We start from the raw sequence: 21,754 nt of genomic DNA, 5'->3' as shown, positions 1-21,754 counted from the left end.
TCAAATCCTGTCCCCGCAATATGGTCCGGTAGTTCAGTTGGTTAGAATGCCTGCCTGTCACGCAGGAGGTCGCGGGTTCGAGTCCCGTCCGGACCGCCATTTTTTTATAGTAGAGTACCTGCTATTAATTTATAGATTTTGGCGATTGTGGCGAAGTGGTTAACGCACCTGATTGTGGTTCAGGCATTCGTGGGTTCGATTCCCATCAGTCGCCCCATTTATTTTTAATATTGGGCTATAGCCAAGCGGTAAGGCATCGCACTTTGACTGCGACATGCGTTGGTTCAAATCCAGCTAGCCCAGCCATTTTGCTTATTTTTTTCAACGCGGGTGTAGTTTAGTGGTAAAACCTCAGCCTTCCAAGCTGATGATGAGAGTTCGATTCTCTTCACCCGCTCCAATTCAATTCATTTTGGGCCTATAGCTCAGCTGGTTAGAGCGCACGCCTGATAAGCGTGAGGTCGATGGTTCGAGTCCATTTAGGCCCATCATAAATACATCCATAAAAAAAGACTTGAAAGCTTTAAATAGCTTTCAAGTCTTTTTTTGTTTTAGATAAAACAACTATTTACAAAAGATATGTTTACCAATTCTTTTGATCTGTGGCCGGCTCCAGATCCAACTACTTGTCGCGGTATCAGGATTAAAATAGTAAATGGCTTCACCGCTAGGATCCCAGCCGTTAATGGCATCTAGGACCGCTTTTTTCGCAGTTTCATTTGGAGTTAAATTAATCTGTCCATCCGCAACCGCAGTAAAGGCCCCCGGTTGATAGATGACACCTGCAACCGTATCTGGGAACGATGTGTGGCTGACTCGGTTCAAAATAACAGCTGCAACAGCGACTTGCCCCATGTATTCCTCTCCGCGTGATTCCCCGTATACAGCGTTTGACATCAATTGAATATCATTTTGAGAATAACCGTTAGGTACATTAGCGGAATTGTTATTATTACCTGATGATCCTGGCTCATACTTAGTCGCTTTAACAATAGCTGCTTTTGTTTTTGCCCCGACAACACCATCAACAGGCAGACCGAATTGATCTTGAAAATTGCGTACGGCCCAGTATGTATTCCAGCCAAATACACCGTCTACCTGACTTGTATAAAAACCGTTATATTTGAGCCGTGACTGCAACTCAATCACGTCATCGCCAGTGGAACCTCTTTGCAACACTTGGCTTGTGAATGCTTGTACGTCTTTACTTTGTTCGCTAGTGGTTATAAACACAACAAATAGAAACATTACAATCAAGGGTGATTTGAAGAAAGATCTTCTCTGCATACCTAACCTCCTAACTTTTTATTCCTTTACCATATATTCTTCCAATATCTACTCTTTAATATTTACTCACTTCAATAGACCCTATAATTTTTTTATGTTTATAATGGACAGGGTTTTCGATGTGTACCTTTACCTGTATGTGTTACTGGTAGTATTTAGAGATGAAATTGTTGGTTTACAAAATAGGAAAGAAACTAATTGTGACCTGTAAAAAAAGGATACCGTCTGATAACGGTATCCCATTTCACTATTTATTAGACTCGATAACATTTGCTACGGAGTTCTGAATGCTCATTTCGGTTGGCACTATTATTGGACTATTTATGGCTTTGTTTTCTTTAATTTTATCAAAAAGAATTTTAGTACCAGCATCACCTAATTTTTTTACTGGGATTTCTATCCTTGTTAACGATGGTGACAGAAATGCTGAAATGTTAGAATTACTGTAACCAACTATGGATATGTCGTTTGGAATAGAAATACCATGATCTGACGACGATTTATAAAGACTCAATACCTTTAAATCGTCTGTCGCAAAAACAGCAGAAGGTCGGTTAGGAGAAAGAAGCAGGCTCGTAGCTGATTCGTATGCAGTATTTACTGTGTAGCCACTATTAATGATCCATTCTTCTCTTAATGGTAGTCCATATTCCTTTATACAGTCTTTATATCCTTCTAATCGATCGATTGAAACATGGTAATCAAGTGGTGAGTGTAGACAAGCAATATCTCTATGTCCTTGCTCAATTAAAAATTTAGTTAAATTATAACTATCTTGGTAGTTATTCGTATCCACAGAATAAATATTGGTATATTCCCCGTCTACTTTTCCGATCACAACAATTGGAATGTTAAAAACATCTAATTGTTTGAAAAAGTCTTCATTTGCTGGAGAACTTAACATAATTATTCCTTTTATCATTTTTTCCTTTATTTTAGTGATGCATTTTTCAAGTTCATCTTTACTGTTTCTCGATGTCTGTATAATTACGTCAAAATTTTCTTCCTCCGCATTTGAAGAAATTCTGTGTATAATCTCAGAGAAAAATGGATTGTTAGAGGTTGTTTTGGCAGAACGTGAAACCACCATTATGGCATCAAAACCTGAAGAAAGAGCACGGGCTAATTTGCTAGGCTGGTAATTTAATTCTTCAATTGCTTTTAATACACGTTCCCGTGCTTCCTCAGAAATATTACTTTGGTTATTAAGGACACGAGATACTGTAGATTTCGAAACATTTGCAACACGAGCTATATCATAAATTGTGTGAACCAATATCTCACCTCCTCTGTAAATATTATGAATGTCTAAATTAAAATAGATACGTAATAAACTTTTCTAGAATAGTTATTTTAATGGATGCGTGCTAGAAATAATCAAGCAGCTATCATATTTTTTAATGAATACGTTTGCATTTGTGAGAGCAATATAGGATTCATTATATTGATGAATGACAAATGTAGCAATAGAAAGTTTTTGGTGATTACTATATTAATAGTATCGTAATAGAGACACTCACAGATATGGAAAAAACAGAAGTATTAGTGTTGACAGAAAACGTTTTCTATATTATATTTACGTCGTGGGAGCGGTACCACGAAATTTTATTTTAAAAATAATGCGGTACCACAGGAATATCAATTAAATAAAAATATATTTTTTTACCTTTTATGGGAGCGGTACCATGAAAATATTATTCAATGAAATAATATTTTTTTATCCTTGATGGGAGCGGTACCACAAAGGAGGAAACCATGAAGAAAATCAAAGAAAGACTTTCATTTATCTATGATAATCAGGATATTGATCCAATTTTAGAAAGTATTGAGGTTCGTATTACAAATACTAAAATGAAATCTCTTAAGCTAAGAAAACAAAATTGGGATGAAAAAGATCTAGTATTAATTACGTATGGGGATCAATTCTATGAAAATAATAACCCCACTTTAGATACTTTCAAGAAAATGTTCGACCAATATCTAGTAGACAAATTTGAAATTGTTCATTTGTTACCTTTTTATCCTTATTCATCTGACGATGGCTTTTCTGTTATAGATTATAAAAAAGTAAACCCGATCATCGGTAATTGGGAACAGGTTGAGAATTTATCAAAATCAGCGAGAATTATGTTTGATGATGTGTGCAATCATATATCGGCAAAGAGTGACTGGTTCCAAGAATACTTAAATGGTAACCCTGAATATGAGAATTTTTTCGTTGAAATGGATCCAACCGTTGACTTAAGCGCAGTTACAAGACCTAGGGCCCTACCTTTATTAACAAAATTTAAATTGGCAAATGGTGAGGAAAAACATATATGGACAACATTCAGTGAGGATCAAATCGATTTGAATTTTAGTAATCCACAGGTTCTGTTAAAAATGATCGATGTTTTGCTATTTTATTTAGAGCAAGGGGCAGAATATATTCGTTTAGATGCAATCGGATTTATGTGGAAAGAGGTTGGAACTACTTGTATCCATCATGAAAAGACACATGAGATTGTTAAACTGTTTCGGGATGTTGTAGATGAAGCAGCTAAAGGAACGGTTATCATAACAGAAACTAATGTACCGCATAAAGATAACGTGGCCTATTTTGGTAATGGCGATGATGAGGCTCATATGGTCTATCAGTTTCCACTGCCGCCTTTAGTGCTGAATGCCCTGCACAATGGAAATGGAGTCGCACTCACTAAATGGGCGAGCGAGCTGCCGCAAACGGAGAAGGAAACAACATTTTTTAACTTCCTGGCTTCCCATGATGGAATTGGATTGAATCCGATTCGCGGCATTATTCCAGAAGAAGAAATTTTAGCGATGGTAGAGGACTTAAAGAAAGAAGGGGCCTTGGTCAACTACAAGAAAAACCCTGATGGAAGTGAAAGTCCATACGAAATTAACGTCACTTACATGGATGCATTAAATAAGCAATCGGATGATGACGAGATCAGAGTAAAAAGATTTTTAGTCGCTCATTCTATTCTATTAACTCTTCCTGGTGTACCAGCTGTTTATATTCAAAGCGTGCTCGGATCCAGAAATGACTATGACGGTGTTTCAAAAACAGGAATGAACCGATCGATTAATCGACAAAAATACAACTTAACAGAGATTGAGAAGGAATTAGCCAATACAGATTCTTTACGATACAAAGTTTTTTCTGAGTTAACAAAAATTCTTCAATCTCGTAAAAACGAAACCCTATTCCATCCAAATGCAGCAATGGAAGTCATCGATTTTGGAGAGAAAGTGTTTGCTTTTAAAAGGGTAAATCAACATCATGATAGCCTTTTAGTAGTAAACAATCTAACAAATGAAATGGTTAAGTGTGAAATAACCGGAAGATATATAAATATTGTTAATGGCGAAAAAGTTGAATGTCATGAAGATTTAATGTTAAACCCATATGAATTCATGTGGTTAAGACCAATTGACTAGGGGGAATTAGTTTTGTTTAAAAAGGGCTTAAGTCTAGCAATTCTTTTGTTAGTAGCTTTTGCATTAACTGCATGTGGCAGTAATCAGAATGCGGATGGAAAAACTACAATCGAATTTATGCACTCCTCTGTTGAACAAGAGCGTTTGGCTGTAATTAATGAATTGGTTGCAACATTCGAAAAGGAAAATCCAGATATAAAAATAAAACAAATTCCTGTAGAAGAAGATTCTTATAATACTAAAATTATTACATTAGCAAGTGCAGGTAAACTTCCAACTGTACTCGAAGTAGGACAGGATTATGCAAAAGTAATGGATAAAGAGGTACTGATTGATAAAGATGCCGTTAAAGAGATTATTACTCAAGTCGGTAAAGAGAATTACTATGATGGTGCCTTGAAGTTAATGAGTACGGAAAATGGAAAAAGCTATACAGGTGTTCCAATCAGCGGCTGGGTTCAAGGCATCTGGTACAACAAAGAAATGCTTGCAGCTAAAGGATTTGAGGAACCAAAAAATTGGGATGATGTAATCACAATTGCTAAAGCATTTACGGATAAAGAAAATAAAAAATATGGTATTGCCATGCCGACAGTAGAAGGCGGATTCTCTGAACAAGCCTTTTCACAATTTGCACTTTCAAATAATGCGAATGTGTTAGACAACAAAGGTAAGTTAAATATGAATACACCAGAAATGAAAGAGTCATTAACTTATTATAAAAAATTGTCTCAGTACACGATGCCTGGTTCTAATGATACCACGGAAGTAAAAGATGCCTTCATGAACGGTACGGCGCCAATGGCGATTTATTCAACTTATATTCTTCCTCCTGTATTTGAAGAAGGAAATGCCCAAAATATTGGATTTTCTATTCCAAATGAAAAGACAAAGGCTGTTTTCGGAACTGTTTCTGCTTTAACTATTTCTTCTTTTTTAGAAAAGGACCAAAAAGAAGCTGCTAGTAAATTTGTTGCGTTCATGTCAAAACCTGAAAACATGACAAAATGGGTTTTAATGTCTCCAGGGGGCGCTCAACCAGTAAGCAAACTCGTAACTGAAAATGAAAACTATCAGGCAAATGAAGTTGTAAAAGCATTTGGTGATCTATCAACTGAAATTGCTGCATCTTTTAATGACATTCAAGTATTTGGTTTAGTAGACAGTAAAAATTTCCTGAAAATGGGTGATGTAACTAGTTCAGGAGCTATTCCTAAATTAGTTAACAATATCACGGTTGGCAAAAAAGATATCAATGGTGAAATGAAAAAAGCTGAAAAAACACTCGAAGATGTTTTAAAGAAAGAATAAATTAGTTCTCCAAAGGGAGGGTAACATGAAAACGAATATAAGAAAAAAAACGGATATTAAATTGGCATTAGCTTTACTTTTTCCAAGTATCTTCTTGCTTTTATTGCTAGTTGCATATCCAATGGTGGCAAATATTCAAATCAGTTTCTTTGATCAACCAATTAATCCGAGATTAAGCGCCACTTTTGTAGGATTAAAAAACTATATAGATATCCTTACAGATGCTGAGTTTTTTAAATCATTAGGGATTACTCTTTTGTACATGCTGCTTACAGTGGGAGGCAGCACGGCAGTTGGATTAGGGATTGCAATTTTCTTTAATCGTCCCTTTAAATTTCGTAAAACTGCTCGATCTTTAATCATTTTGTCTTATGTAACACCATCGATTTCATTAGTTTTTGCGTGGAAATATATGTTTAATAACGGCTATGGTGTTGTTAATTATTTGGGAGATGACGTTTTACACTTGTTTGATCAGGCACCTCTCTGGTTTGACAACCCGATTAGCAGCTTTTTCTTAGTATCGCTTTTTGCGATTTGGAGATACTTCCCGTACGCTTTCATTTCGTTTTTGGCTATCCTTCAAACCATTGATTCTACGTTGTATGAAGCAGCTGAAATTGATGGAGCAAGTGCTTGGGGGAAATTCAAAATTGTAACGTTACCTGCAATCATGCCAGTCTTGTTAACTGTAATAACACTACGTTCAATTTGGATGTTCTATATGTTCACAGATGTATACCTTTTAACAAACAAAGTAGATATTCTCGGAATTTACTTGTATAAAACAGCTTTTGCGTTTAACGATTTAGGCAAAGCAGCATCAATTTCCGTAATATTGTTCATTATTCTCTTTATTGTCATTATGATTGCAAGAAAGCGGGTGAATTTAAATGGCAATGGCTAGCAGTAAAAAGAACAAAGTTGCAAAGACGTCAGGTTTTTATACGGCACTTGTAGCAATTTTAACTTTGTGTCTGTTTCCATTTTTCATTATGTTGATGACATCCTTTAAAAGTTCGAAGGAGGCAGTTTCCACAAATCCGACTTTCCTTCCAAAAGAATGGACATTACAGCATTATCTCGATATCTTCAATCCGGATATCTTCCCATACCTTTCCTATTTTAATAATAGTTTAGTCGTGTCTCTAATTGCATCGATACTTTCGGTTGCCATTGGTATCTTTGGAGCATATGCTCTTTCAAAACTAAACTTTAAAGGAAGAGTTACAATTAATGCCAGTTTTTACACAGTTTATATGTTTTCAGGTATTTTGCTAGTCGTGCCATTATTTAAAATCATTTCAGGATTAGGTTTATATGATACAAAAACTTCTCTAATCATTACGATGATTGTGCAGACATTACCAACTGCAATCTTCATGTTAAAAAGTTACTTTGATACGATTCCAGTTGACTTAGAAGAAGCCGCGATGATTGATGGATTAAACCGTGTCCAGATTATTTTTCATATCATTATCCCATTATCGCTTTCCGGTATCATTTCGGTATTTGTATATGCCTTTATGATTGGATGGAATGACTATTTGTTTGCATCCATTTTCTTATCCGATTCAGCCAATTTCACTTTACCAATTGGATTAAATGCACTGTTCAGTACACCAGATTATGTTTGGGGACGAATGATGGCAGCATCGCTCGTAACAGCATTACCAGTTGTCATTATGTATGCCATTTCTGAGCACTTTATTAAGGGAGATGCAACAGCTGGCGGGGTCAAAGGTTAATAGACTTGAAAAGACGAGAGGAAGTAATGTAATCATGAAAAAGCTAGTAGCTGTAGAACCAAGAAAAGCGGAATTAGTAGAATATGAAGATCGACATGTACAACCAAATGAAGTGAAAATTGATGTGGATTTTGCTGCACCTAAACACGGTACTGAAGTAATCGACTTCCGTGGTCAAACACCTTTTATGGGTGAGAATTTTAATGAAGAATGGCGCATGTTCATGCCGCGTGAAGAGGGTACAGCACCAGGAATCGTGTTTGGTGAATTTCAGCTTGGTAACATGGTAGTTGGTAAGATTGTTGAAATTGGCAGTGATGTAACAGAGTACCAAATTGGCGAAACGGTATGTACGTATGGACCGATTATGGAGACTGTTATTGTGAATGCTATAAATAACCACCGATTACGCAAAATGCCTGAGGGAGCAAAATGGCAAAATGCGGTTTGTTATGACCCTGCACAATTTGCCTTGAGCGGAGTGCGTGATGCACAGGTTCGTGCAGGTGATTACGTTGTGGTCGTGGGACTTGGAGCAATCGGCCAAATTGCCATTCAACTAGCGAAAAAAGCAGGGGCAAGCATTGTCGTCGGTGTTGACCCTATTGAACACCGCTGTGAAATAGCACTCCGCAATGGTGCAGATGTATGTTTTGACCCTACTTCCTGTGATGTAGGATATGAAGTGAAAAAGCTAACAAATAAAATGGGAGCTGACTCCATTATTGAAACAAGTGGAAATTCTGCAGCGCTTCAGGATGCATTAAAAGGAATTGCCTATGGCGGAATCATTTCTTATGTCGCTTTTGGAAAACCATTCCCTGCAGGATTAAATTTTGGCCGTGAAGCTCATTTTAACAATGCCAAAATTGTCTTCTCACGTGCTGCTAGTGAACCTAATCCTGATTATCCTCGCTGGAATCGTAAGCGAATTGAAGATACATGCTGGGAATTGTTAATGAACGGTTATCTTAATTGTGAAGATATTATTCAACCAATCGTTACTTTTGAAAACAGTGCAGAAGCATACATGGAATATGTGGACCAACACCCTGAGCTAAGTATTAAGATGGGAATTGAATATAAAAAATAATCGTTTATTTAAATGCGTTCGTCTCAGTTACAATCTGACTGAAATCCATACATTTATGTAATGATATGGATTTTAGTTTTACATCGGTAAATTGGAGGAGTTATCAGTGAAAATAGGTACACAAAACCAATCGTTTTTTCCTGAAGGTATTAAAGAAAAGTTTAGATATTTAAAAGAAGTAGGCTTTGAAGGCTTTGAAATAGACGGCAAATTTTTAGTCGATCATTTAGATGAAGTAAAAGAAGCGATTCTGGAAACAGGAATTCCGGTTACGACAGCATGTGGTGGGTATACAGGCTGGATAGGGGACTTTATTGAAGAACGACGCTTAAACGGCTTAGTAGAAATTAAACAAATTCTAGAAGCGCTCAAGGAAGTCGGAGGAAAAGGCATCGTAGTTCCCGCTGCATGGGGCATGTTTACCTTCCGCTTACCACCAATGGTTTCACCACGAAGCCAGGCAGGTGATAGAAAAGCTGTAAGTGATTCGCTGATTTACTTGGATAAAGTAGCAGAAGAAACGGGTACAACTATATTCTTAGAGCCATTAAATCGCTATCAAGATCATATGATAAACACCCTTGCAGATGCAAGAACTTATATAGAAGAAAATGAGTTGAAAAACGTTAAGATCATTGCTGATTTTTATCATATGAATATTGAAGAAGATGATATTTCTGAAGCCTTGCACCAGAATCGTGATTTAGTTGGTCATATTCATCTGGCCGATAATCACCGTTATCAACCTGGAAGCGGCTCCCTAGATTTTCAAAAGCACTTTAATCAGTTAAAGGAAGACGGCTATAACGGATTCTTAACAATTGAATGCCGTGTCAGAGGCAACGACCCGGAAGCAGAATATATTAATGCCTTACGTCACCTTCAAGAATCATTAATTTGAGAGGGGTTAAATCGTGATCAAAAAGAGAGTTGCGATCATCGGCGGAGGACAAGTAGCGGAGAAGGTGCATATTCCTAACTATCAAGCACGCGAAGAACTAGAAATAGTCGCAGTTGTTAGTCCAAACATTGACCGGGCAAGGAGTTTTGCTGAACGGAATGGTATTCCTCGTGTTTACACAGATGCTGCTGAAATGTTTGAAATGGAAAAGCCGGATATTGTTAGTGTCTGCACGCCAAATAAGTATCATTATGAAAATGTGATGCGAGCCTTGGAATTTGGGTGCGATGTTATGTGTGAAAAACCTCCTGCAATTTCTGCCGCTGAAGCAAAAGATATGCAGATTGCTGCTCAAAAAAACGACTGCATTCTAGCTTATAATTTTCACCATCGATTTGCTGATGATGTGAAAATTTTACGTGAAAGTGTTGAAAATGGTGTGCTTGGTGACATCTATGTTACGAAGGCAAAAGCTCTAAGACGCTGTGGAATCCCTGGCTGGGGGACTTTTACAGATAAAGAAATTCAAGGCGGAGGACCTCTTATCGATTTAGGAGCACATATGTTGGACTCCGCTTTATATGTACTTGGTTTTCCGAAAATAGAGAAGGTTACGGCGAAAATGTACCAAAAGATTGGAACAAAGAAAACCCAAGGAACACTGGGAGAATGGGATCCGCAGAAATTTAAAGTGGAAGATTCCCTTTTTGGATTTATAGAATTAGAAGGAGGCCGCCTATTACAACTAGAAACCTCCTTTGCCTTAAATATCAAAGAGACATCTGTCATGAATGTTGAGTTTTGCGGGGATCAAGCAGGAGCAACCTTGTTTCCTGCCCAAATCTATACGGATGAGAGCGGAGAGTTGGTCTCGTTATTATCAAGAGAAGAGGCAGACACAGACCGCCATCATAAAAGTATGTCTGCTTTTATAGATAAGTGTTTAGGAAAAGATGTCATGGTTGCAGACGGTAAACAAGGATACATTATCCAACAACTAATAGAAGCTCTATATCAATCTGCTGAAGAGGGTGAAAGTGTATCCTTATGATAAATGAACAAATAATCTACGAAAATAAATTTGATTTACATTCCATCAATAAATTTGCTAGTTTAATGACATTAGGAAATGGCTACCTAGGCTTGCGTGCTACGTATGATGAAGATTATTTTGAACAAACACGTGGTATGTATGTGGCTGGTATTTATAATAAAGCAGCTGAAAACGAACCATCAGATTTAGTGAATTTGCCTGATTTGGCAGGTATAAGAATCGAGATTGATAACGAGATTTTCTCTTTGTTAAATGGGGAGATTCTTTCCTATGAACGCTTCTTAAATCTTGCAACAGGGGAATTAAAACGTGAGTTATTGTGGAAAAACAGAGGCGGGGCACGATTCCGATTTGTTTTCCAACGTTTTGTCGCTAAAAACAACCTGCATGTATTCGCATCAAAAATGACCATTACGAGCTTAGATCAATCTGCTAGTATCAAAATTGTAACTGGAATTAATGCTCAGCAGACCAATTTTGGGAAACAGCATTTAATTGAAGAAAAAGTTCGTGTGTTTGATGAAGAAGTAATGCAGGGAGTTTATAAAACGACGGAATCGGGACATACGATTGCGCTGGCAACGCGTTGTAAATGCTCGGCTGAGAGCGAAGTTTCATTTGCAGCGAAGAATCGCCAGCTCCATACGACCATTAAGCATGGCCTAAATGTTAACATTCCATTTATCTTTGAAAAACTTGGTACTGTTTTCACCTCACTTGATCAAGGTGTGGATGGGCAAGACCCCGAGGCAGCGAGTATCAAAGAATTAAGTGAAATTTCACCGTTAGGGTACGATACATTACTGGAAATGTCAGCGCTTAAATGGCAGGAGTTTTGGCAGGAAAAACGGATTCACATATCATCTACTGATAAATTTGATCAAACAGCAATGGATTTTTCCCTTTATCATCTCGAGATTATGACACCAGCCCATGATGAACGTTTTAGTATCGGCGCAAAGGGTCTGACTGGAGAAGGCTACAAAGGACATGTTTTTTGGGATACGGAGATATTTATTAACCCGTTTCATCTATATACAGAACCGGAAACGGCAAAGAAACTACTAATCTATCGATATTTACATTTGCAGCAAGCAAAAGAAAAGGCTGCACGAAATGGTTATGAGGGAGCATTGTACCCATGGGAAAGTGCGTTTACTGGGGAAGAAGAAACACCTGAATTTGCCGCTATTAATATCAGAACAGGAAAACGGCAAAAAGTCGCATCTGCATTAGCTGAGCATCACATTGTCGCAGATATAGCTTATGCTGTTGTTCAATATTATCAAACGACCCTTGATGAAGAATTTATGAAAAAAGAAGGGCTAGCGCTACTTAAAGAAACAGCACGGTTTTGGATTAGCCGAGCAGTTCTGGAGAATGGACAGGTTTCCATTAAGGATGTTATCGGGCCTGATGAGTATACGGAACACATTGACAATAATGCGTATACAAACTATATGGCGTATTACAATGTGGAGCAAGCCCTTTATTTTATGGAACAATATGGTGAAGTTGATGAGCAGCTGAAGGAGCAGGGACGAGCTTTCATCAACCGTTTGTATTTACCAAAACCCAATGAGCAGCTAATCATTCCACAGGATGATACTTTCTTGAATAAGCCGGAGATTGACCTATCCCGCTATAAAGAAAATCAAGGCAGCCAAGGGATATTATTGGATTATTCAAGGGCAGAAGTCAATGAAATGCAAATATTAAAACAAGCAGATGTTGTCATGTTAATGTACTTGTTTCCAGAACTATTTGAATCAAAAGTTGTTTCGAAAAACTTAAGTTATTACGAAGAGCACACCATTCATGATTCATCGTTAAGCAAAGCCATTCATGCTATTGTCGCTGCAAGATGTCATGAAAGTGATGCTGCCTACCGCTTTTTCCAGGAGGCATGCTTAATTGATTTGGGTCCCAATCCACACTCTTCAGACGAAGGACTTCACGCTGCATCACTTGGGGCGATCTGGCTAACAGCTATGTTTGGATTTGCTAATATTTCATTAACAAATAATCAATTGAAACTTGATCCTAGGTTACCAGCAAGTTGGTCTGAATTAAAATTCAAGTTAACTATACAGGGTTGCCCGTTAGAAATCGTTATGACACATGAGAAAGTAGTAGTTTCTAAGTATTTAGGACCGAATCTTTTACTAGAAATTAACGGAACGGAATACCTTTTGACTGATCGAATTGAAGTGAATTCATAAATCAAGGAGAAAACAATGAAAATTGTTATTGCACCAGATTCATTTAAAGAAAGTCTAGCTGCAGATCAAGTAGCAAAAGCCATCCAAGCTGGGTTCATGAAATTTTTCCCTGAAGCAGAGTATCATTTACTGCCAATTGCAGATGGCGGTGAAGGAACCGTTCAAGCTTTATCATCCGCAACCGGCGGGAAAATGGAAACCATCACGGTAACGGGACCTTTACATGAACCAGTTAAGGCAAAAATTGCTTTTTCCAACGATGGGAAAAAAGCCTTTATTGAAATGGCAGAAGCGTGCGGGTTGCATCTTGTTCCATTAAATCGACGAAATCCATTACAAACAACTTCTTATGGTGTGGGTGAACTAATTTTGCATGCCATTAACCGCGGCGCTGTCGAACTCATTATTGGAGTTGGGGGAAGTGGGACAAATGATGGCGGCATGGGGATGGCTTCAGCGCTAGGTTACCAATTTTTCGATAAGAATGGCGAAATAGTATACGGTGATGGTCAAGATTTGTTTCAAACATGTTCGATGTCTGATATACATCGGGATAAACGATTAGATGATGTTAAAATAACAATTGCGGCAGACGTGGATAATCCACTGACAGGTCAAAATGGTGCGACTTATGTGTATGGACCTCAAAAAGGTTTGCCTGAAACCATGTTATTTGAAGTAGATCAAGCAATGGGTGAATTTTATCATATGGCTTGCGGTCATTTAGGTAAGGACGTCACCAACCTTCCAGGAAGTGGTGCAGGCGGCGGCATGGGTGCGGGCCTAATACTATTTGCTAATGCCACTATTAAAAAAGGCATTGATCTGATGCTCGAGCAATTAAGGGTGAAGGAAGTTTGTCAGGATGCTGACATCGTGATAGTTGGGGAAGGGAAAATAGACGGGCAAACCCTGTATGGCAAAGCACCGATGGGCGTTGCATTATGTGCTCCGCCACAGGCCAAGGTTATTGCGATATGCGGAAGTGTGGGAGTCGGCAGTGAGGCACTTTATGAATATGGGTTTGATGCCATTTTTCCAACGATTCCTGCCTTACTTCCAATTGAACAAATTATGGATGGAGCCTACACGAATATTGAGACAACCGCTCGTAATATTGCTGCGCTTTTTCAAAAAGGAGGGAATTAAGAATGGTAAATCCAACGATTGAGGCAGTCGTATTTGACCTAGATGGGGTCATAACAGACACCGCCCATTTTCATTATTTAGCGTGGAAACAGCTCGCCGAGGAGCTAGACATTATCATAGATGAGATTTTTAACGAACGGTTAAAGGGTGTTAGCCGTATGGATTCCCTAGAGTTAATATTAAAAGAGGGAAACCGTCAAAACGACTTCACTTTATCCGAAAAGGAAGAAATGGCGTATAAGAAAAACCTTCATTATTGTGACTTATTAAAACAATTAACACCAAACGATGTTTTGCCTGGAATCTTAGAGTTAATATCCAATATAAAAGCAGAAGGAATTCCAGTTGGATTAGCGTCAGTTTCGAAAAATGCTGGTACAGTTTTAAAAGCATTAGACCTAGAAGGAGCTTTTGATTATATTGCCGATGCCGCGAAAATTAAAAAGTCCAAACCAGATCCAGAAATTTTCCTAACAGCGTGTAAGGGATTAGGGGCAAGACCCAAGAGGTCGATTGGAATCGAAGATGCTCAAGCGGGTATTGAGGCAATTAATTCAAGCGAGATGTTTTCAGTTGGAGTTGGAAACACGCTTCGTGATGCCGATTACCAAGTAGGATCAACTAATCATCTCCAGTGGAAAAGTATTAAAGAGGCATATGAAATTTGCCTAAAAGGTTCTAAATAAATCCATTAAGAACAAACTTGTAACACCGATGGCTGATTCAATAAAAAACTAATCAAACGTTTGATTAAATGGGCTTTAAATATGGATCTAAAAGGATTTCTCCATGGCCTATTGATTGAAGGAAAAACTAATCAAACGTTTGATTAAAATGGCTTGAAGCCATGATATAAATAAGTTTCATCTATTTACACCTGTTTTTAAAGCTAATAAAAGTTTGAAAAAGATAACTACTTATTTATTAGACTCCAAAATAACTAAGACAGTTATTTGACGCTATAAATCATTCGGATGGAACTTACTCAATCTGGCATATGTTATAACTATCATCAGCATGTTGTTAGAGAGGATTTAGGGATTTTTTAACCTGGGGGACATATCATTTGGGGATTTTTCAAATTTTTGGCTGCTGGAATCTCGGATACTCCATGGATTAATTTAATTACCAAATACGAAAAAGAAAAATGAAGATAGGGTCAATTATTACTTCTAAGTTAAAGATCAGGGGGGCATATTTAAGTTATTATTCTATCGACAAAATTTAACATACTTTTTCAATGACAGGCAGTGTATAATATCAACTTTCTTTTAAGTACCATTCTACATCAACATCATCTACCTTTAAACTATACACATTCCCTGAGCTTGTTAAAATATCAATCTCATAAAGTTCGATATTATATTTATTGATTCCCTTTGTTACTTTTAATAGTTTTTCTAATTTACTATCTTGAAGGGATACCTCTAAAATAATTTTACCATTAACTACGAACATATTTTGTCCTCCTCCGATGCTAATATTTTCATCACTAAGTATAAACTAATTGTTAATAATTTGTATATTTTGAAAATAACTAATTGTTATTAATTTTATATGTAACTTTGTTGATATTTCCCAATATTCAATTTTACCTGAAAAATTGTGTTTTAGAACATTGTGGTAAATAAATTAAATATTTTATATTTGTATTGATATTCAATCCCTATCCAGTAGGATAGAGATTAGATGCACCATCAAGTTATATTAACTTTATATAAATCAAAGATCGTAGTTGCATTTATAAATTCTTTCAGCAAAGAGAAGTTAAATATTTCATGACCATTCATTACAACCTTTCTAACTCCAAACTGATTACCGATAATTGATAATTCCTCATTATCTAATTTTTTCCGCTCGAGATACAAATCGACAGCAAAAGCAATCATGCCTGACTTTTCAATATTTTTAGCCGTTAAATACTGATAACAAAAAAAATCAGCAATGGTAGAAATTCTCCTATAAATTAAATGTTTATCTGCTCTTTTGAAATTTTGTACCCTTGTAGTAGCGGTTCTTAGAACATAATTATTTTTTACCAATGGTAATTCAGGGTTATTCCCCATTGAAGTACCATTCTTATTTTGATAATGAGTTTGATTTAGCGCTTCCATAATCAAAGTTATACACTTTTCTGAAACCTTGACAATTCTTTTTCCGTATTTATCATCTTTTAAATTCAATATTCGGTTGGCCCGATTAACATCTGATTGGGTTAAGTTTAATATCTCTGATAGTCCTTGACCATTTACGCCTTCAAATAAAAGTTGGAGTATCACTTTATCTTGGGCATTGACCATTTTTATTTGCATGTCTTGAATTTCATACTTCGAGAATAAAATTTTTTTCTTAGATAAGTAGGTTTTTAACTCATCATTTTTTATTGAAAGAATGGGATTAATGTTACTTTGAGTTTTTCCAGCTTTAATGGCCCAATTTATATAGTCCTCAAAAACATGAAGCGTTAGTTTAATGGAGTTAAAAGTAGAATGATCAGCATTGATTAATGCATCTTTAATTTCTTCAGTGCTAAACTCATATAAATCTTTCCCAACTACATCCTCTGTGTCATAGCTTCTACATAGTGCATATTTATAAACATTCCTTCTGTTTTCAGGAATACACTTTAAATACTCTATTTTTATGTTTTCGTTATAAAGCTTCTTTTTCAAGTTAACCACCTTCCTAATATTTTGTTAAATCTATATCATTAAAGAATTTATATATTTGTTTTTTTGTACTCTTTGAAATTCTTTTCGATTGATTTAAAATATCGTATTCTTCCCATACTGTATTTTGTCTTGAAAAGTCAATACATCCAATAATCTCAGGTAATTTGTTCATCTGAATACTTTCATCCTTCATTCTTCTTGCTAAAGTTATAAATCCATAAAACATGGAATTCGTATTGATTAAACTATTTTTCCTAACAACCGCGACTTCACTTAGAAATTCATTTGGGAAAGCGAAAAATAATTCATTGATAAATTCGATTAAATATTTAGCAATGTTTAATGCAGTACGTTTATCTTCAACTTTAAAAACTTCATCAATTGCATCTGAAAGTGTTTTAAATGTCACTAAAAAATTAGAATAAGGCGCAATACTATCTGAAGCTGCCACTTTATTTTTTAATTCACTATTGTATTGTAATTGTTTGGCAATAAAATCTGCCTGCCTGGCTTCACCCAATTTTTTTAACTGTCCTTTCCCAACTGGGTTTGTTGTATTTAATTGTTTAAAGTATTGTTGAGCTATAGATTTTCCCAAGTGTAAAATGTTTAATTTGAACATAGCATCTAAAGAAGGATCTTTTCTTAACGCCCTGACAATGGCATTTATACGGTGGAATCCATCTAACACATCTAATAATGTTCCCTTTGTAACAGTTAATGTCATGTTATCTTCTGTATATAGTAATTCTTCTCCTGATTCATCATCTGTACTTCCTAAACGTGCGTTCAACGTAATAATGGTGCTTATCATTTCACCCTTATTTATTAGCTCCTCCATTTCGATTATACTTTTCTCGATAATTTTAGGAGTTTCGATAATTTCGTCCGATTCCTTCTTTTGCGATTGCCTCATTTCACGTTGAGTTTCTGAATTATACTGTAGTAAGCCATTTTCAAAAAGGATCTTTATCTCACTTGCTTTGATATAAAGAATAAAGTCATCTTCGGTTCCCTTAAGTACATTTTTAAATGTATAGGGGAACTCTATACTATTCGTGTTATACCCAACAAAATTTGTCTTAATTTCTTTAATTTCTCTAGATGTAAAGTATAATGATGGTTTAATTTTTGGATTTTCGGTAGTTGAATAAATTTGTTCAATAAAAAGGTAGACCGTTTCTATATCTACCTTCCACAATAAATCAGGGTTATTAAAATAACTTTGTACTTGACCAGGTAAAATTTTGTATTCTTTCATACCCTTTTTTATTTTGTTAATTAATTTTCGGTCTTCTTTAATATCTGTCACGACTTCAATTAAATTTCCTCTAAGTTCGTTTTTTTTCATTAAGCATTCAATCCTTTTTTTTGGGTTTGTATATTTGAATTTTTGAATATACAAATTATACTTAACTAAATTAACACTGCATAGGGGTTAATGAAGTAAACATTCAATAAATTAGGATAACTAAATTATTCTCAATATATATACCTTTGGTATACAAAAAAATAATGTATTATTATTCATATTGAAATCAAATTAATTAAATAACTAAAAATAAAAAAACAGCCAAACTGGCTGCACTAAAGTTGAAATACGTTGCTAATACTTAAATTTTCGTAGAGGGAATCTTCTTTATTTTTCATAATATTTTACTTTTGTATCCATAACATCACTCTTAGCCAACTAATCATATATGCTTTGTTTTCTTTTCATTGTGTGATTAATTCGGACTATGGCAGTTTGTTCTTCTTTGCTATAGTTACCTATTCCAAAAGCCCATTTTTTATTAACACTGGCTTGTCTTCTTTTCCATATTAATATTCTAGACTCGAAAGGTGGTCTATTAACCACTTTTTTAAGTCAACCTTTTATTTCTCCATATTTTATTTTCAAACCTCATGTACATATGTAAAATATTTAAGTTGAAATACTGTTGGACTAATTGATTTTAATAAATGTCATATATATTCCCGTTTTTTTTCACTTATTCCCTTTGTTACAAATATAATGGATTAGATATTAAATATTTTACATTTGTTTTTTTGGTGAATGGAGGAAAGTGACTTGAGAAAACGTAAAACCACCATCCCCCCTCCTTTTCTAAACTTCCAAGTGTTAGAAAGACAAGAATATTATGCTAGTCGTAAACAGGTAGATACTATTGAATTTTATGCTCTATCTGATGGTTTCAAAAGGGTTTACACAGAAAAAGATGCTTTAGTGGGTTACGGAAAACCTAAAAAAATATAGTTATCTACACTAAAAAAGGGGACGTAAAGGAGCGTACCAAATTGATTACCGTTAGCCTTTGTATGATTGTAAAAAATGAAGAAGAAACCATTGCAAGATGTTTAGAAGCAGTTAAAAATCTCGTCGATGAAATTATCATCGTTGACACGGGCTCTACCGATAAAACCAAAGAAATTGTTTCACAATTTACCGACCGTATAATTGACTTCACCTGGATTAATGACTTTGCCGCAGCACGTAATTTCGCTTTTAGTCACGCCACAATGGACTATATTTTTTGGCTTGATGCGGATGATGTTGTAATGGAGCAGGATCGCGAAAAATTCTTGACGTTAAAGAAAACGCTAGATCCGTCCATTGATTCAGTCACGATGCATTATAATCTCGCGATGGATGAAAAAGAAAATGTCATTTCAAGCTTGCGACGTAATCGCCTCGTAAAAAGGCAAAACGACTTCCAATGGCACGGGGCCGTACATGAGTACCTAGAGGTTTGGGGCAACATCTTTCACAGCGATGTTGCTGTAACCCATTGTAGCATTCATCATGACTCAGATCGAAATCTCCGAATCTATGAAAACCGACTTTCCCTAGGTGAAAATTTTTTACCAAGAGATTTGTATTACTTTGCAAACGAATTGCTCGACCATCAAAGGATAGAGCCTGCAATCGATTACTATAAGCAATTTTTAGCAACAAAAAACGGCTGGGTAGAAGATTATATTTCCGCATGTGGAAAGCTTGCAGATTGTTATAATACATTAGGTGACCACGAAAGCGAACTTCACTTTACTCTAAAATCATTTGAATATGACTCACCTAGAGCCGAGTTTTGCTGCCGGTTAGGCTACCGATTCCTCCAGAACAATCAACTCCATCAAGCTGTCTTTTGGTATAAACTTGCCACACAACTCGAAAAGCCCACTGAGAATTTTGGGATGATTAAACATGCTTGCTGGACATGGCTTCCGCATTTACAGTTGTGCGTTTGTTATTCACAATTAGGCAACTATGTTTTAGCCAATGCCCATAACGAGATTGCCCGAAAACATGTACCTGACCACCCTAGTATTTTGCACAACAAACGTTTTCTAGAACCTATTTTACAAAAACAACAGTAAGCAGAACAGGCTGATTTTAGTTAGATTTGGCAGCTCAAGTACAGTTTTATACTAAACCTAGTAATCCTTTTACTTAATTACGTATAATCAACCTCTAAAATCTTCTGTGGTAAATTTAACTTCCCTAATCCTTTAATTGGCCGAGGAATCAACCTGTAATAATCTTTTGTGTTTTCTAGTTATTATATAAAATATCATGAAAATTAAAGGATAATTTTGGGGAATGGTGGTGGAAGACGACCTCGATCGATTATTGCAAATGGATATTGGGAAAATGAAATTAATACTCCAGAATGACGATCCTGTACCTTCGAAATTTAACCCAATGGTTATTATTCCACAAAAGGTACGCAAGTAGAGAACACTATAAAAAGGGTAGAAAAGCTTAGAATGTTTAATAAGACAGCCTCAAAATTATGTTAATCATAACTTTGGGGCTGTATTCGTTTTAAAGTGCCCTCTTAGAGGCTGCCCTTTTAATTTAATTTATTTTTAATAATGGTTGCATGTCCAATCTCCACTAAATTCTTTTTCATAAACTAAAGTATTTAAGAAAGGTGTTGATCAAGAGATTTGGATAAGCAAAAAAAATGTTCAAAATGTGGACAGAGAAGTTGCCAATGCAAAGAGAAGAAATGTAAAGATTGTGGACAAAAGAGTTGCACATGTAAAAACAAAAATTGTTCAAAATGTGGGCACAGTAATTGCCAATGCAAAGAGAAGAAATGTAACGATTGTGGACAAAAGAGTTGCATATGTAAAAACAAAAAATGCTCAAAATGTGAGCACAGTAATTGCCAATGCAAAAACCAAAAATGTCCAGATTGTGGGCATAGTAATTGCCAATGCAAAGTGCAGCAAAATGTAAAAGTAAAAGTATATGTACCTGCTGGGGCAGCGGGACCAGCCGGAGCTACAGGACCTGCTGGGGTAACCGGAGCTACTGGGGCTACAGGAACAGCTGGGGCAGCCGGAGCTACGGGACCTGCTGGGGCTACAGGAACAGCTGGGGCAGCCGGAGCTACGGGACCTGCTGGGGCAGCGGGACCAGCCGGAGCTACAGGACCTGCTGGGGCAGCCGGAGCTACTGGGGCAACAGGACCTGCTGGGGCAGCCGGAGCCACTGGAGCTACTGGGGCAACGGGACCTGCTGGGGCAGCCGGAGCTACTGGGGCAACAGGAACAGCTGGGGCAGCCGGAGCTACTGGGGCAACCGGAGCTACAGGAGCAACTGGAGCTACTGGACCAGCTGGCGGAGCTACTGGGGCAACCGGAGCTACAGGAGCAACTGGAGCTACTGGGGCAACGGGACCTGCTGGGGCAGCCGGAGCTACTGGGGCAACCGGAGCAACAGGAGCAACAGGAGCAACTGGACCAGCTGGCGGAGCTACTGGGGCAACGGGAGCTACAGGAGCAACTGGAGAAACTGGGGCAACGGGAGCAACAGGCGCAACAGGAGCAACTGGACCAGCTGGAGTAGCTGGAGCAACGGGAGCAA

20 protein-coding genes and 5 tRNA genes are annotated in these 21,754 nt (G+C 36.8%); 20 read left to right on the top strand and 5 right to left on the bottom strand.

The annotated features are described in order from the left end of the window. Positions 1-22: 22 nt before the first annotated feature. From COE25_RS29180 to COE25_RS29160, 5 genes are all read left to right on the top strand, one after another. Positions 23-99, top strand: a tRNA-Asp gene (locus COE25_RS29180). Positions 100-141: 42 nt separating this feature from the next. Continuing rightward, a tRNA-His gene (locus tag COE25_RS29175) sits at positions 142-217 on the top strand. 14 nt (positions 218-231) lie between these two features. After that, positions 232-306, top strand: a tRNA-Gln gene (locus tag COE25_RS29170). Between the two features lie 20 nt (positions 307-326). Then, positions 327-400: transfer RNA gene (locus COE25_RS29165), tRNA-Gly, on the top strand. Between the two features lie 14 nt (positions 401-414). Beyond that, positions 415-488 (top strand) — tRNA-Ile (locus tag COE25_RS29160). A 76-nt stretch (positions 489-564) separates the two neighbouring features. On the opposite strand, the gene sleB is transcribed toward COE25_RS29160, so the two are convergent. Beyond that, positions 565-1,287, bottom strand: a complete 723-nt coding sequence (gene sleB, locus COE25_RS29155) for a spore cortex-lytic enzyme (RefSeq protein ID WP_098935142.1) — start codon at positions 1,285-1,287, stop codon at positions 565-567. A gap of 247 nt (positions 1,288-1,534) precedes the next feature. Then, positions 1,535-2,563, bottom strand: a complete 1,029-nt coding sequence (locus COE25_RS29150) for a LacI family DNA-binding transcriptional regulator (RefSeq protein WP_098935141.1) — start codon at positions 2,561-2,563, stop codon at positions 1,535-1,537. A gap of 479 nt (positions 2,564-3,042) precedes the next feature. On the opposite strand from COE25_RS29150, the gene COE25_RS29145 reads away from it, so the two are divergent. The 10 genes from COE25_RS29145 (at position 3,043) to pgmB (ending at position 14,892) form a co-directional block, all read left to right on the top strand. Next, positions 3,043-4,728, top strand: coding sequence for a sugar phosphorylase (locus COE25_RS29145; protein ID WP_098935140.1), 1,686 nt, complete (start codon positions 3,043-3,045; stop codon positions 4,726-4,728). Positions 4,729-4,740: 12 nt separating this feature from the next. Next, positions 4,741-6,039 carry an ABC transporter substrate-binding protein gene (locus COE25_RS29140; RefSeq protein WP_098935139.1) on the top strand — a complete coding sequence of 433 codons (1,299 nt, stop codon included), beginning with the start codon at positions 4,741-4,743 and terminating at the stop codon, positions 6,037-6,039. 25 nt (positions 6,040-6,064) lie between these two features. After that, on the top strand, positions 6,065-6,946 hold the full coding sequence (locus COE25_RS29135) for a carbohydrate ABC transporter permease (RefSeq protein ID WP_098935138.1): 882 nt from the start codon (positions 6,065-6,067) through the stop codon (positions 6,944-6,946). Then, on the top strand, positions 6,939-7,787 hold the full coding sequence (locus tag COE25_RS29130; RefSeq protein WP_373605395.1) for a carbohydrate ABC transporter permease: 849 nt from the start codon (positions 6,939-6,941) through the stop codon (positions 7,785-7,787). The genes COE25_RS29135 and COE25_RS29130 overlap by 8 nt, the downstream gene beginning before the upstream one ends. A 34-nt stretch (positions 7,788-7,821) precedes the next feature. Continuing rightward, the gene (locus tag COE25_RS29125) at positions 7,822-8,880 is read left to right on the top strand and encodes a zinc-dependent alcohol dehydrogenase (RefSeq protein WP_098935136.1); all 1,059 of its coding nucleotides are present in this window, start codon (positions 7,822-7,824) and stop codon (positions 8,878-8,880) included. Positions 8,881-8,986: 106 nt separating this feature from the next. Then, on the top strand, positions 8,987-9,781 hold the full coding sequence (locus COE25_RS29120; protein WP_098935135.1) for a sugar phosphate isomerase/epimerase family protein: 795 nt from the start codon (positions 8,987-8,989) through the stop codon (positions 9,779-9,781). 16 nt (positions 9,782-9,797) lie between these two features. Beyond that, complete coding sequence (locus tag COE25_RS29115; protein WP_218964352.1) at positions 9,798-10,832, top strand: Gfo/Idh/MocA family protein; 1,035 nt, start codon at positions 9,798-9,800, stop codon at positions 10,830-10,832. After that, positions 10,829-13,057: a glycoside hydrolase family 65 protein gene (locus tag COE25_RS29110; RefSeq protein WP_098935133.1), complete on the top strand. Its 2,229-nt coding sequence runs from the start codon at positions 10,829-10,831 to the stop codon at positions 13,055-13,057. The genes COE25_RS29115 and COE25_RS29110 overlap by 4 nt, the downstream gene beginning before the upstream one ends. Positions 13,058-13,072: 15 nt before the next feature. Then, positions 13,073-14,206 carry a glycerate kinase gene (locus tag COE25_RS29105; protein ID WP_098935132.1) on the top strand — a complete coding sequence of 378 codons (1,134 nt, stop codon included), beginning with the start codon at positions 13,073-13,075 and terminating at the stop codon, positions 14,204-14,206. 2 nt (positions 14,207-14,208) lie between these two features. Then, positions 14,209-14,892: a beta-phosphoglucomutase gene (gene pgmB / locus COE25_RS29100; RefSeq protein WP_098935131.1), complete on the top strand. Its 684-nt coding sequence runs from the start codon at positions 14,209-14,211 to the stop codon at positions 14,890-14,892. Positions 14,893-15,466: 574 nt separating this feature from the next. On the opposite strand, the gene COE25_RS29095 is transcribed toward pgmB, so the two are convergent. The 3 genes from COE25_RS29095 to COE25_RS29085 form a co-directional block, all read right to left on the bottom strand. Beyond that, positions 15,467-15,664 carry a hypothetical protein gene (locus tag COE25_RS29095; RefSeq protein WP_098935130.1) on the bottom strand — a complete coding sequence of 66 codons (198 nt, stop codon included), beginning with the start codon at positions 15,662-15,664 and terminating at the stop codon, positions 15,467-15,469. A gap of 239 nt (positions 15,665-15,903) precedes the next feature. Continuing rightward, positions 15,904-16,878: a phage lytic cycle repressor MrpR family protein gene (locus COE25_RS29090; RefSeq protein ID WP_098935129.1), complete on the bottom strand. Its 975-nt coding sequence runs from the start codon at positions 16,876-16,878 to the stop codon at positions 15,904-15,906. A gap of 13 nt (positions 16,879-16,891) precedes the next feature. Continuing rightward, positions 16,892-18,229: a DNA sulfur modification protein DndB gene (locus tag COE25_RS29085; RefSeq protein WP_098935128.1), complete on the bottom strand. Its 1,338-nt coding sequence runs from the start codon at positions 18,227-18,229 to the stop codon at positions 16,892-16,894. Positions 18,230-18,949: 720 nt separating this feature from the next. On the opposite strand from COE25_RS29085, the gene COE25_RS29080 reads away from it, so the two are divergent. The 5 genes from COE25_RS29080 to COE25_RS29065 form a co-directional block, all read left to right on the top strand. After that, positions 18,950-19,135, top strand: a complete 186-nt coding sequence (locus COE25_RS29080; protein ID WP_098935127.1) for a hypothetical protein — start codon at positions 18,950-18,952, stop codon at positions 19,133-19,135. Positions 19,136-19,176: 41 nt separating this feature from the next. Continuing rightward, complete coding sequence (locus tag COE25_RS29075) at positions 19,177-20,256, top strand: glycosyltransferase family 2 protein (RefSeq protein WP_218964351.1); 1,080 nt, start codon at positions 19,177-19,179, stop codon at positions 20,254-20,256. Positions 20,257-20,479: 223 nt separating this feature from the next. Beyond that, positions 20,480-20,614 (top strand): hypothetical protein, encoded by a 135-nt coding sequence (locus tag COE25_RS32030; protein ID WP_257209022.1) that lies wholly within the window; start codon positions 20,480-20,482, stop codon positions 20,612-20,614. Positions 20,615-20,857: 243 nt separating this feature from the next. Then, positions 20,858-21,124 (top strand): hypothetical protein, encoded by a 267-nt coding sequence (locus COE25_RS29070; protein ID WP_098935126.1) that lies wholly within the window; start codon positions 20,858-20,860, stop codon positions 21,122-21,124. After that, positions 21,109-21,754, top strand: a 646-nt coding sequence (locus COE25_RS29065; protein WP_180247659.1) for a hypothetical protein, incomplete at its 3' end; no start/stop codon positions are given. The genes COE25_RS29070 and COE25_RS29065, both read left to right, overlap by 16 nt.

The organism is Bacillus sp. AFS031507 (genome assembly GCF_002584635.1).
In the GTDB taxonomy this organism is placed as follows: Bacteria; Bacillota; Bacilli; order Bacillales; family Cytobacillaceae; genus Neobacillus.
The sequence above is the reverse complement of the archived record's forward strand: the minus strand, read 5'-3'. Positions and strand labels throughout refer to the sequence as shown.